General features: G+C 51.9%; 10 protein-coding genes. 9 read left to right on the forward strand and 1 reads right to left on the reverse strand.

Annotation, left to right across the window (positions count from 1 at the left end):
- Positions 1-11 precede the first annotated feature (11 nt).
- Positions 12-1,265 (reverse strand): extracellular solute-binding protein, encoded by a 1,254-nt coding sequence (locus THS27_RS12340; protein WP_085591276.1) that lies wholly within the window; start codon positions 1,263-1,265, stop codon positions 12-14.
- A gap of 194 nt (positions 1,266-1,459) precedes the next feature.
- Between THS27_RS12340 and THS27_RS12345 the strand changes: the two genes are divergently transcribed.
- The 9 genes from THS27_RS12345 to THS27_RS12385 all read left to right on the forward strand — a co-directional run bounded on the left by THS27_RS12345 (position 1,460) and on the right by THS27_RS12385 (position 13,506).
- Entirely contained in the window at positions 1,460-2,689 is a 1,230-nt protein-coding gene (locus tag THS27_RS12345; protein WP_139835566.1) for an ROK family transcriptional regulator, read from the forward strand.
- A 13-nt stretch (positions 2,690-2,702) separates the two neighbouring features.
- Positions 2,703-5,099, forward strand: a complete 2,397-nt coding sequence (locus THS27_RS12350) for a PIG-L family deacetylase (RefSeq protein WP_085591278.1) — start codon at positions 2,703-2,705, stop codon at positions 5,097-5,099.
- 189 nt (positions 5,100-5,288) lie between these two features.
- The gene (locus THS27_RS12355; protein WP_139835567.1) at positions 5,289-5,609 is read left to right on the forward strand and encodes a hypothetical protein; all 321 of its coding nucleotides are present in this window, start codon (positions 5,289-5,291) and stop codon (positions 5,607-5,609) included.
- Positions 5,610-5,970: 361 nt separating this feature from the next.
- Complete coding sequence (locus THS27_RS12360) at positions 5,971-6,906, forward strand: MurR/RpiR family transcriptional regulator (RefSeq protein WP_085591281.1); 936 nt, start codon at positions 5,971-5,973, stop codon at positions 6,904-6,906.
- Positions 6,903-8,243: an aspartate aminotransferase family protein gene (locus THS27_RS12365; RefSeq protein ID WP_085591283.1), complete on the forward strand. Its 1,341-nt coding sequence runs from the start codon at positions 6,903-6,905 to the stop codon at positions 8,241-8,243. The genes THS27_RS12360 and THS27_RS12365 overlap by 4 nt, the downstream gene beginning before the upstream one ends.
- Complete coding sequence (locus THS27_RS12370) at positions 8,240-9,091, forward strand: 3-keto-5-aminohexanoate cleavage protein (RefSeq protein ID WP_085591285.1); 852 nt, start codon at positions 8,240-8,242, stop codon at positions 9,089-9,091. The genes THS27_RS12365 and THS27_RS12370 overlap by 4 nt, the downstream gene beginning before the upstream one ends.
- 213 nt (positions 9,092-9,304) lie before the next feature.
- Positions 9,305-10,282: a TAXI family TRAP transporter solute-binding subunit gene (locus THS27_RS12375; protein ID WP_085591287.1), complete on the forward strand. Its 978-nt coding sequence runs from the start codon at positions 9,305-9,307 to the stop codon at positions 10,280-10,282.
- Between the two features lie 185 nt (positions 10,283-10,467).
- Entirely contained in the window at positions 10,468-13,065 is a 2,598-nt protein-coding gene (locus THS27_RS12380; protein ID WP_085591289.1) for a TRAP transporter permease, read from the forward strand.
- 12 nt (positions 13,066-13,077) lie between these two features.
- A complete protein-coding gene (locus THS27_RS12385; protein ID WP_085585201.1) occupies positions 13,078-13,506 on the forward strand; it encodes a universal stress protein in 429 nt (142 codons plus the stop codon).
- Positions 13,507-13,709: the final 203 nt, after the last annotated feature.

Below are 13,709 nucleotides of genomic sequence, written 5' to 3' on the forward strand. Positions count from 1 at the left end.
GACCCTATCTTTTATTTTTTGCTGTGATCAATGATGGCTTGTTCGGCTTCAGCCGCCTGCTTCAGGCTTTCGGCCGGGGCCTGGTCCTGCAACAGAACGCGATTAACCATGTCGATCGAAACCTGACGCTGGGCTGATTCATCAACAAACAGAGTGGTATGCGCGTAATCCAGGCCCTTCAGGAACGGACCATAGATCGGGTCTTTCAGGTTTTCATCGGTCATGGCCGCTTCGCGGCGGGCCGGAAGCTCACCCACGGTTTTTAACCACACATCCATTGCTTCTTTTGAAGAAACAAATTTCAGGAATTTTTCAGCGGCTTCAAGTTTTTCACCTTCAACACCGGCGGCAATGCCATTGGCAAAATAGCTGGCGTAATTGGAACGAAGGCCATCTGCATTGGCGGGAAGTTCGGTGACACCCCAGTCAAAATTCTTGATCGATGAAAATGATCCCAGGCGGAAGGTGCCGTCAATCGTCATGGCAGCAAGGCCGGCACGGAACGCAGCCTGTCCTTCATCCATAAAGCCGACTTTGCCGACCTTTTCGTCCGTTTGCAGGCCGGTATAAAATTCAAGCGCCTTTTTGCCAGCCTCATCATTGTAATTGACCTGGGTGTAATCGTTTTTGTACGGATCGCCGCCAAATTGACGTACCAGAACTTCACGCCACCAATGCTGGTCCTGTCCGGCCATATCAAGGGTGATACCTGCCGAAATCATATTGCCGCTACCATCCTGTTTAACGGTAGCTTGGGCTGCTTTTACCAGTTCATCAAGGTTTTGCGGCGGATTTTCCGGGTCGAGGCCCGCTTCCTTGAACAGCTTTTTGTTATAAAACAATGCAAGCGAGCGAACGGCGGTAGGCAAACCGTAATATTTGCCATCGCGTTTCATCGCCGTCACAATCGGGAAAAAGTCTTTCTCGATTTCAGCACTGGGAAACATGTCTTCGGAAAGCGGTTGCAACAGCTTGCCCGATGCAAATTTATCCAGCCAGCCGTAAAACAACTGCATGACTTCAGGGCTTTTGCCTGCGGCTTTCGCGGCGACCAGGCGGGTCTGGTAATCGGCATAGGGGAAGGTTGTTTGCTTGACCGTGATATCAGGATTAAGTTCCTCGAACCGGTCAATCAGTTCGTTCATGGCGGTGACGCGACTATCAAACAGATACTGCCAATATTCAATTTCAACAGCATGGGCCTGTGATGCACCTGCCCCCCAAAGACCGGCTGCAATTGCAGTCAGTGCAAGATATTTACGCATTGTCGTCTCCAGTTATGTAAAGCCCCTGAAAGGTTCCCCAACATTGATTTTGGCTTTTTTGACGCGCATAAGCCCCGATTTGGGCAACCCTGATCCTCTATAGCTTCAGCCTGATCGACGGGCTCTGTCAATAAGATAATTTACTTGATTTATTTTAATGGGGCGCAAATGATAGCCCAAGGAGGACACCAAACGTGCCAAAAACCCGCAATATTCCCGAAAATACCCCCCTGCCGATTGGCAATAACCCGGAACGCAGCCGTAGCCACAATCGGCGCGTGGTGCTTGATGCCATTCGCAGCCACGGGATGATGGGACGCACGCAAATTGCCAAGCTGGCCCATCTGAGTCCCCAGGCGGTAACCAATATTGTTGATGAACTGGTGGCCGACGGTTTGCTGATCGAAAAGGGGCGTTTGCGGTCCGGTCGGGGGCAGCCGCCCATTCAGTTTGCTGTTAATCCCGATGGTGCCTTCACTGTTGGCATTGAAATTGCGGCCGACCATCTGGTGCTGGTTGCCCTTGATATGGTCGGCACTTTGCGGGCGGAACGGGTAATACAGGTTGAAAATACCGACCCGGACCACATTATTCCGATTATTTTGCAAGAACTGGCCAAATTGCGCGGGCAAACCGGCATTGCCCCCGAACGCCTGCAGGGCATTGGCCTGGTTATGCCTGGCCCGTTTGAAATTGACGGCATGACATCTGTGGGCCCGACTACCTTGCCGGGCTGGCAGGGGAAAAACCCGGCCACATTGTTATCGTCAGCCACCGGCGAAGATGTTGTATTGGAAAATGATGCTTCGGCTGCCGCCGTTGGCGAGCGGTTTTTCGGGGCGGCCCAGTCTATTTCATCTTTTGGGCTGGTTTATTTCGGCGCGGGGCTGGGTCTTGGCATTATCCATGAAGGAAGGCCATATCGCGGGGCTTATGGCAATGCGGGCGAAATTGGCCATGCGGTTTCATTGCCAGGCGGGCGTGAATGTACGTGCGGGCAACGTGGCTGCCTGGAACGGTATGCATCCTTATATGCGCTGTACGAGAAAATGAGTCGCGCCGGGCGCGAGCGACCCGATTTCGACGGATTAAAAACATTGTACCGCGATAACGACCCTGTAATGGATGAATGGCTAGGCGAAGCCAGCCTGCATCTGGCACCAATGTTATCGACGCTTGAAAATATCCTCGACCCTGAAACCATTATTCTGGGCGGGGCTTTGCCTGACGAAATTGTTGACGAATTGATCGCGCGTATCAATCCCCTGCCCATTTCGGTATCAACCCGCGCTGTTCGTACCCAGCCGCGCCTGATGCGGGGTCATACAGGGCAACTGACAGCGGCATTGGGTGCCGCGACGTTGCCCCTGTGGGAAATCATGACCCCGAAACTTGATACCAAAGTGAACCACCCCGTTGCCTGACAGGAGAACCGCCTTGCTTAATGATCGAGAACGCCTGACCCGTCAGAAATCGGACCCGGCGATTATTCGCTTACATCGTACGCTATCGCGGTTGAAATCGGTTGTTACGGTAATGCATAGCGGTGCGCATCCCGATGACGAGCAAAGCGGGATGGTGGCGTATTTGCGTTATGGTCGGGGCATGCGGGTGGTGGTTACCTGTTCGACACGTGGCGAGGGTGGACAAAATATTTTAGGGCCTGAGCGGCAGGGGGCGCTCGGCGCGCTTCGAACCCGTGAGATGGAGCAGGCTGCCCGTGAACTTGATTGTGATATTTACTGGGTTGGGCACGGGCCGGACGACCCGATAAATGACTTTGGTTTTTCGAAAAATGGCGAAGAAACCCTGGAACGCTGGGGTGAATATTTGCTGATCGACCGAATGGTCCGATCCTATCGCCGTGAGAAGCCGGATATTGTTATTCCAACATTTCTTGATGTACCGGGGCAACATGGCCATCACCGCGCCATGACATTGGCCGCCGAGCGCGCCGTGGCCCTTGCCGCCGACCCGGTTTATGATTGTGATGGACTTGCACCGTGGAAGGTGCCCAAATTTTATTTACCGGCATGGTCGGGTGCAAGCGATGCCTATGACGATGAAGTCCCGCCACCACCGGTGACTGTTTCGCTTAGTGCTGATCACGACGATGTTGTTACCGGTGTCAGCTATGATGAAATTGGTCAATGGTCGCGCGCCTGTCATCATTCACAGGGTATGGGAAAATGGCTTTACCGACCGGAATCCCGATGGGATTTACACCTGAAAGGCGGCCGCAAAGAAGCCGATATTACCGATAATCTGCCTGCAACATTGCGTGATCTAGCGCAATGTGACACATGCACGCCCGATGTCGCGGTATTGTTGGATACTGTTCAAACGGCACAGGACCGTGCGATTGCGGCCTTTCCCGACCGTGCAGCAATTAAAGTGTTTTTGCTAGGCGCTTACGCCGGGCTTGTGCAGGCAAAGGCCATCCTGCCAAATGATTTTGCCAGCCGGCATGGACATAGGCTGGCCCGTAAAAAACAGGAAATTGCGATTGCCCTGTTTGAAACAATGCAGGTTAAAGTCAACAGCAGCATCGAAAACCCGTTCTTGCAGCCAAACGGAGAAACGATAGTCGATATTCGTTTTTCATCTAATAATGAATTGAAAAATATCGAAATTGTTCCTGTTGTTCGTGATGGAGTTTCAACCCGATTGCTAACGCAGGAGGCAGGGCACATCCGGTTGGCAGTTTTGGCAGGTAATAACACCCCGGTAGGATCGCTTTATCCGCGGTTGTTTTTTGCCGCCCATGGCAATGGCCCGCTTTATTTGCAAATGCGGGCAAATTGTAATGGCCAGATAATTGAACGTAACTTTGATTTGGCTGAAACAGTGCAAATCGTACCAGCTTATGAAGGTCAATGGGCAGAAGATGCAATCATTGCACCTCTGGCTGCATCAACACGTACCTGGCTGATGACACTGGATCACAATGTTACAGTCGACGAACTGGATTTTAAGGTTCCGGCTGGCTGGAAGGTTACTGCAACGGCCCGTAACGAATTTGAAGTTGCGGCCCCGGCGGATATGTCGGCGGGTTTGTATGATATTTTGCCTGTGCGCGATAACATGCCGCTGGTAACCAAAACTGCCATTGATTACCCCCATATCAGCAAACTGATTTATCATTGCCGTCAGCCATTACGGGTTTTGGCACTGGATTTAACCCTGCCTGAAAACACCCGGATTGGGTATATCGGGGCCGGGGCCGATAATGTCGGACACTGGATGGCGCGTATGGGGTTGAATGTAACCAACCTTGCGGCTAGTGATCTTGCCGGTGACCTTTCACAATATGATACATTGGTCGTTGGTATTTTTGCCTTTGGGATGCGTCAGGATCTGGCATTGGCAATTCCACAAATACATGAATTTGTGGCGCAGGGCGGGCATTTGCTAACCCTTTATCATCGCCCCGGGGACGGCTGGGATATCAATAAGACACCACCCCGCCCGGTAAAAATCGGCTCGCCGTCCCTGCGTTGGCGGGTGACCAACCCGGCCGCGCCGGTTAAAATACTGCTGCCGGATCATCCGTTATTAAACGGACCAAATCAGATTGGTGCCGAAGACTGGGCAGGTTGGGATAAGGAACGCGGGCTTTATTTTGCCGCGGAATGGGATGATGCCTATCAGCCGTTAATTTCGGTTTCCGATGCAGGCGAAGCCCCGTTGCGAGGAGGCCTGATTACCGCTGAAATCGGGCAGGGGCGTCATACGCATACCAGCCTGATATTGCATCATCAGCTTGATAAATGTGTGCCGGGTGCCTTTCGCCTGTTGGCCAATCTGGTGCAAGGGCAGCATAACTATCTGTAAAATGACATTTTTCGCTATTGGCGACTAATCAATTCTATCGGCATATCGCGGACAGTTAATGTCCGCGATATGCCGACTACATTCAATTTGTTGCCTGGATATTGCTGCAACAGGCCAAAACCCGGTCGCGAAGGGCAACAATTGGCCGGGAACCAGGACCTGAGCCGCGTTAAAGCCGCCTGTTGTTTTATGGGTGATAACACTACCCTGATGCTTGATGCCATGGGTCGCCCTACCTTCCGTGACAGATTATCAGGATGGCAAACCCTGTATGTTTATCTGGTGGCGGCATGGTCAGCGCTCAGATTTATCGAATATTTTCCAACCAGTGACATCGCGAATTTTGCCGAGTTTATTGATAACCCGGTTATTGTCCGCGACGAGCAGATTACCGTGCCGCAGAAACCCGGTCCCGGGTTTGATTTTGTGATGGAAGCGGTTGAAAAATATGCGTTGGTTCCTGCTGTTGTCGGGACACATGTGGTGCCAACGCAGTTTACTGTCAGTTAAACAGCACAGGTTTTTTCAAAGTGCGTTGTGGATTGCTTTTGTAGGGGCAGACGATGCGCTACAGGGGCTCGTTTTCCCGAACGTACGGTGCGAATTTGAGATCCGATTCGCCGTTATGGCAATCAAGGCGCGATTAATTGACTGGATAATAAAACAAAAACGATCATTCTAAATGGATGATAAAAACCGGTAAAATGATGATAAGCGCATGAATTTATGTAATTTTAATTACATAAGACATGTAAAAAATGGAACAATAATAGAAACAAATGTTTCATTATGGGCCTGATTGAAACATTTGTTGTTTCGCGCCGTGTTCTGTGGCGTAATTTTACCAGAATGACAGGGAGCTTAACGGCTGATGAGGGCATATACCGATTTTCGGGAAAGGCTGATTGCGCACTATGGTGCCATGAGCCCGCAATTACAGCGGGCTGCGCGCTATATGCTTGATCACCCCGATGATGTGGCCTTGAAATCGATGCGTGCCCTTGCCCAGTCGGCGGATGTTCCACCCAGCACGATCGTTCGTCTGATGAAAACCATTGATGTCGGGGGGTATCAGGAATTTCGCCTTGGTTTTCAAAACCGGTTGCGAGACATGCCCGCCAGCTATGCGGGGCGGGCGCGGCAATTGCAGCATCGCGGGGTTGCCGATGAAATGGCAATGAACCATGGTGATGTGGTTACTGGCGGTGAAAATGCCCTGATTGACGAAATCCTGGATCAGGAACATGGCAACCTTGCACGTTCCTACGGCCCTGAAATGCGGGCAGCCCTGATCGCGGCTTGCACCTGTATCGAAGGCGCTCGCCGGGTTTTTGTCCTTGGTCGGCGCGGAGCGTTTCCTGCGGCATTTCAGTTTGCTTATGCTTATCGCCTGTTTGGCGATAATTTAACATTGGTGGATGGTGCCGCAGGCACATTTGGCGATCAACTGCGCGGCATGGGGCGGCGCGATGTAATGCTGGCAGTATGTCTTAGCCCTTATACCAACGATACTCTGCAAATGGTTGACTATGCTTTGGCGCAAAAATCGACCGTAATCAGCGTTACGGATTCAGATGTTTCACCGCTTGCGCGTCACGCCAGTGTTAATCTGGTGGTATCGGATGCGTCCCCGTCGTTTTTTCAAAGTTTTACAGCCGCTGTTTCCATCATGCAGGCACTGGTTACGTTGCTGGTGGCACGGGGTGGCGAGGCGGCACTGCAACAAATTACCGTGGCTGAAAAACAGCTCTCGGTTTTTGATACTTACTGGCAGGACTCCGGTCCCAAACGGAACAATCGATCATGACGTCACATGTTTTACACCGCAATAGTCTGGTTCAACCGCCGCGTGCGGTTTCGGGCGATGGCATTTATATTATTGATGAGAATGGCAAACGTTATCTGGATGCATCAGGTGGGGCTGCGGTTTCCTGTCTCGGCCATTCTGCCCCCGATGTGCGGGCTGCTATTATTGATCAGGTAGGGAAACTTGCCTATGCCCATTCAGGTTTCTTTTCGTCCGATCCGATGGAAGAACTGGCCGATGATCTGATTGCTCATGCTCCGGCCGGGATGGAACGGGTATATTTTGTTTCCGGTGGTTCGGAAGCAGTTGAAGCATCGTTAAAAATGGCGCGGCAGTATTTTCTGGAAATTGGCGAGCCGGACCGCGAATTTGTGATTGCCCGGCGGCAAAGTTATCATGGCAATACGCTGGGGGCGCTTTCTGTCGGGGGCAATATGTGGCGCCGTCGCCAGTTTGAACCCTTGTTGATTAATGCCAGTCACGTATCGCCCTGTTATGCCTATCGCGGTCAGCTAGATGATGAAACCGCCGAAGATTACGGCCTGCGTATTGCCAATGAATTGGAAGAAGCCATCTTGCAACTGGGGACAGGCCGGGTTGCTGCCTTTGTCGCAGAACCGGTTGTGGGCGCAACTTCCGGCGCCGTTGCCGCCGTGCCGGGGTACTTTAAACGCATTCGCGAAATTTGTGATCGCTATGGCGTGTTGTTGATCCTGGACGAAGTGATGTGTGGCATGGGGCGTACAGGAACGCTTCACGCGATTGAGCAGGAAGGCATTTCCGGCGATTTGCAAACCATTGCCAAGGGCCTTGGTGCAGGTTATCAGCCGATTGGTGCCGTGCTTGTTTCAGGTAAAATTCATAAGGCGATTGCCAATGGTACGGGTTTTTTCCAGCACGGGCACACCTATCAGGGGCATGCAACGGCCTGTGCTGCCGCACTTGCCACCCAGCGGACCATTCGCCGGCGTAATCTTTTGGAAAACGTGGTTGATCAGGGCGAAAACTTGCAAAAGGCATTGGCGTCGCGGCTGGGAAACCATCCCTATATTGGCGACATTCGCGGGCGCGGCCTGTTTCGCGGGGTCGAATTTGTTGCAGATCGCGCAACAAAGGAGGCATTTGAACCGTCGCGCAAGATCCACGCTAAAATCAAAAAGGCTGCCTTTGAAAATGGTCTGATGTGTTACCCGATGGGGGGCACAATTGACGGCCAGCGGGGTGATCATGTGTTGTTTGCGCCCCCTTATATTATTACCCAAAACCAGATTGGCGACATTGTTGATCTGTTTTCCCAAACGGTAGACCAGGTATTTACCGCCGAGGGGTTGATATGAGCGGTTATGCCGATATTCCTTCCATTCTTGCTGTGGCCCCCAACGGGGCGCGCAAATTACCGGTCGATTTTCCCAATTTGCCAATAACGCCAGCAGATCTGGCGCGCGAGGCGCGTTTATGTTGCGATGCCGGGGCATCTGTTATTCATTTGCATGTGCGCGATGATAATGGCGGGCATAGCCTTGATACCGGACGTTACCGCGAGGCAATTGCTGAAATCCGTAACACTGTCGGGGATGACATGTTGATACAGGTCACCAGCGAGGCGGTCGGCATTTATAGTGCTGAGCAGCAAATGGCGATGGTCCGCGAACTGGTGCCTGAGGCGGTGTCATTGGCAATTCGTGAAATTGCACCTGAGGGTGGCGACGAACGCGCCCTGGCTGATTTTTTTGCCTTTACGCGGGATGCCGATATTCGGCCGCAATTCATTTTATACGCCCCCGAAGACATCAGCCGTTTTGCTGATCTGGTGGCACGTGGCATTATTCCGGGCACCGGGTTTCCCCTGCTTTATGTGTTGGGGCGTTATACCGTCGGGCAAAAATCCAGCCCGGTCGATTTGTTGGGGTTTGTGGCATCTTCTGTTGTGCGCGAACAGCCCGCTTTGGTGTCAAACTGGATGATGTGTGCCTTTGGTCAGTTTGAAAATGCCTGTGCCATGGCTGCCGTCGCCCTGGGCGGGCATGCCCGCATCGGTTTTGAAAATAATATGCAAATGGTTAACGGGGAAATGGCACCGAATAATGCCGCCTTGATTGATCAGGCCCGAAAGGGGGTTGCCATGCTGGGACGTAAAGTTGCAGATGCCGATATGGCGCGCAAGTTGCTTCGTCCGGTGTGGTAATTGCGAAAATATAAAAAAAGTGTGATCGGCTTCACAGTTAGGAAGTGAATTAGGGCCACTTTCGCAGCTGTTGGGTTCATAATACCACAGCTTTAAATATAGTCCCGAAAATCGGGGCGGCTATTAGTAATGATAGCCGCCTCATCGAAATTCTTCTGCTGCCTTCTGGCGCAGTTGAATATTTCCAACAGGGTGTAAAGGGAGACAATCCTGATGAAAAAACTTGTTGCTATTGCAAGTGCCGTGGTTGCGTTGGCGGGCATTTCGATGTTTGCGGGCCAGTCTTCGGCTGCTGAACAGAAATTTATCACCATTGGCACCGGTGGTGTTACGGGTGTGTATTACCCGACTGGCGGCGCGATTTGCCGTCTGGTTAATAAAGGCCGCAAGGATCATGGTATCCGTTGTTCGGTCGAATCTACTGGTGGTTCGGTCTACAACGTCAACACCATCCGTGCTGGTGAACTTGATATGGGTGTGGCACAGTCCGACATTCAGTATTATGCCTATAATGGTACCGGCAAATTCGCCGATCAGGGCCCGTTCAAGGAACTGCGCGCTGTTTTCTCGATCCATCCCGAGCCGTTCACCGTTGTCGCCCGTGCGGATTCCGGCATCAAAACTTTTGATGACCTGAAAGGCAAACGCGTCAATATCGGTAACCCCGGTTCCGGTCAGCGCGACACCATGGATGTTGTTATGGCGGCCAAAGGCTGGTCGGTTGACGACTTTGCGCTGGCATCCGAACTCAAGCCGGCTGAACAGTCCCAGGCCCTTTGCGACAACAAAATCGATGCCATGATCTACACCGTTGGTCACCCGGCGGGTTCGATCCAGGAAGCAACCACTGCCTGTGATTCGGTTCTGGTTGATGTTTCCGGCCCGGAAATCGACAAGCTGGTTGCTGACAACCCCTATTATCGTGTCGCCACCATCCCGGGTGGCATGTATCGCGGTAACCCGGACGACGTTAAAACCTTTGGTGTTGGCGCGACCTTCGTTTCCTCGACCAAAACCGACGACGACATCGTTTACAATGTTGTCAAAGCGGTTTTTGAAAATTTTGACGATTTCAAAAAGTTGCATCCGGCTTTTGCAAATCTGAAAAAAGAAGAAATGATCAAAGACGGTCTGTCTGCTCCGCTGCATGACGGCGCTGTTAAATACTACAAGGAAGCTGGCCTGATGTAAGGCCGACCTGGAAGCGGGAGGCACTTGTGTCTCCCGTTTTGTCTGTCTGTTCTATTCTGCGCGGACGTTAAAATTTCAAGAAACCAAAAATATGTCCGCTTATGGTCCCTTGCCTTTACTGGCGGGGATCAAGCAGTTTCTGGGTGAATTTGGAACGGCCAAGCCGTTTTGACCGGGGAAAAAACATGACGAATGAACAAAACGTCAATGATGGAAAGGATCGGGACCTTCAGGACCTGATTGCCGAAACCGATACCGGCGCACGCCAACCCACAGGTATCACAGCTAAAATTTTACTTTATGTTGCGGTGGCATGGTCGTTGTTTCAGCTATGGCTGGCATCACCTTTGCCTTACATTTTTCGCGCTGGTGTTTTTAATTCGACCGAAGCACGGTCCATTCATCTGGCCTTTGCTGTTTTTCTGGCCTTTATGGCTTATCCGGCATTAAAATCGTCACCGCGTTCATATATCCCGGTTCTTGACTGGGTTCAGGCGCTGGTTGGTGCCTATTGTGCTGCTTATATTTACATCGCCTATGTCGAGCTTTCCGGCCGCCCTGGTTTGCCGACAACGATGGACCTGGTGGTTGCAGGTGTCGGCCTTGTCATGTTGCTTGAAGCAACCCGCCGTGCCCTTGGCCCGCCTCTTATGTGCGTAGCACTGATTTTTCTGGCCTATGTCTTTTTTGGCAATGCCGCCTGGGTACCCGATGTTTTGCAGTGGCGCGGCGCCAGTTTTTCCAAGGCAATGTCGCACCAGTGGCTCACCACCGAGGGTGTGTTCGGGATTGCCCTTGGTGTTTCCACCAGCTTTGTTTTTCTGTTCGTTCTGTTTGGCTCTCTGCTTGATAAGGCCGGGGCGGGCAACTATTTTATCAAGGTTGCTTTCGCCGCCCTTGGGCATATGCGCGGTGGCCCGGCAAAGGCTGCTGTTTTGTCCTCGGCAATGACCGGCCTTATTTCAGGTTCGTCGATCGCCAACGTCGTTACTACCGGTACTTTCACCATTCCACTGATGAAACGGGTTGGTTTTTCAGGTGAAAAAGCCGGCGCAGTGGAAGTGGCATCGTCGGTAAACGGGCAAATTATGCCACCCGTGATGGGGGCAGCTGCCTTTTTGATGGTGGAATATGTCGGTATTCCTTATCCCGAAGTTATTAAACATGCGTTCCTGCCTGCGACCATTTCCTATATCGCGCTGATTTACATCGTGCATCTTGAAGCCCTGAAAGCAAACATGCAGGGCTTGCCGCGTCGTCACGCACCTAACCTCAAACAAAGCCTGCTGCGTTCGCTGATTTTTATCTGCTCGCTGGTGATTTTGTCGGGTGTGGTTTACTACGTGCTTGAATGGCAGCAACAATTGTTTGGCAATGGTGTTGGCTGGATTGTTGCCGTGGAATGTGCGCTGGTCTATTTCGCCGGGCTTTTTTATGCCTCGAAATATCCGGATCTGGAAATGGACGATCCCAACCAGCCCGTGGTGGAACTGCCAGCACTGGGTGAAACGGCAAAAGCCGGTTTGCATTATTTGTTGCCGGTTGTGGTCCTGGTCTGGTTCCTGATGATTGAATTGAAATCACCTGGTTTGTCTGCCTTTTGGGCAACAGTCCTGATGATTTTCATCATGCTGACGCAAAAGCCGGTGAAGGCATTTTTCCGTAAGCAGCCAGACTATATGGCGCAATTGCGCAATGGTTTTGTCGATGTGGTGGATGGTTTTGCCACCGGCGCGCGTAACATGATTGGCATCGGTGTTGCGACCGCAGCGGCGGGCATTATTGTCGGAACAGTTTCGCTTACCGGGATCGGCCAGGTGATGGTGGAATTTGTTGAAATCGTATCGGGTGGTAACCTGATGCTGATTTTGATCATGACGGCCTTTATCAGCCTGATTTTGGGCATGGGTCTGCCAACGACGGCAAACTACATTGTGGTTTCCAGCCTGATGGCCCCGGTCATTGTTGAACTTGGTGCGCAAAATGGTTTGATCGTGCCGTTGATAGCGGTGCATCTGTTTGTGTTCTATTTCGGCATTATGGCCGATGTAACACCCCCGGTGGGGCTGGCGTCGTTTGCGGCGGCGGCGATATCGGGGGCGGATCCGATGAAAACCGGGTTTGTCGCCTTTTTCTACAGCATGCGGACTGCCGTTTTGCCGTTCCTGTTCCTGTTCAATACCCAGCTTTTGATGATTGGTATTGACCATGTGTTCGAGGCGATATGGGTGATTGCGGTGGCGATTATCGCGATGCTGGTTTTTGCCGCAGCCACGATGGGCTATTTCTTTACCCGCTCGCGCCTGTGGGAAAGTGCGGCCTTGTTGCTGGTGGCCTTTACCCTGTTTCGGCCCGGTTTCTGGCTTGATATGATTGAGCCGCCTTTTAACAATGTGAACCCTGCTGAAATTGTCGAACAGGTTGCCACCCTTCCTGCCAATGCCAATTTGCGCATTGATGTCGAAGGCACCAGCCTTGAAGGCGATGAGGTTAAAAAATCGGTGATGTTGCCGTTGGGTCCGCAGGCGTCAGGCGAAGATCGCCTGGAAAATGCCGGTATTGTGGTGCGGAACGAAGATGGCCGGATCTTTATTGATGACGTGGTGTTTGGCGGCCCGGCGGAAAAGGTTGGTCTTGATTTCGACTTTGAAATCACGGCGATCAAGCTGCAAGCCGATCGTATGCCCAAGGAAATCTTCTTCCTGCCGGCATTTTTGTTGCTGGGGCTGATTATTTTCATTCAGCGGCGCCGTCATCGCGACACCGCAACCGGCAACGCGTAAGGAGGGATCAAGATGTATAAGGATATCCTTGTTACCATCGACTTTGATCATGATGAATCATGGTCCAAGGCACTGCCTGCGGCCATCCGGGAAGCTAAAATTGATGGGGCACGGTTACATATTTTAACCGTTGTTCCCACAGTTGGCATGTCGATGGTGGGGCAGTTCTTTCCCAAAGGATACGAAAAGAAAGTCCTGGCCACCTATAACGACCGCTTGCACGAATTTGTTGCGGCCAATGTTCCGAGCGATATCAAGGTTCAGCATATCGTCGGTCAGGGCACGGTTTATGAGGTGATTTTGCAAATCGCCGAAAAAACCAATTGTGACCTGATCGTTATGGGCGCGCATCGCCCGGAACTGAAAGATTATCTGTTGGGGCCAAACGCCGCACGCGTGGTTCGCCATGCTAATTGTTCGGTCCTGGTCGTGCGTGACTAGGCTGTCGGACAAATCAGGGATCTGGAAATGGGGCGCTCGTTTGAGGGTCCCATTTTTTTGTTCGTACCGCAATTTTGTAATGGTGGTGCCCGCGACCGGGAATTGATCGGGCGTGTCAATGTACCGTTGTGACGCCGCGTTTAGGGCAGCAGGGTTCGTCTGGATTAAAATTTGTTAATTTACAAACAGGTAAAGGCATTTGT

This window comes from Thalassospira sp. MCCC 1A01428 (assembly GCF_002115825.1).
Classification (GTDB): Bacteria; Pseudomonadota; Alphaproteobacteria; order Rhodospirillales; family Thalassospiraceae; genus Thalassospira.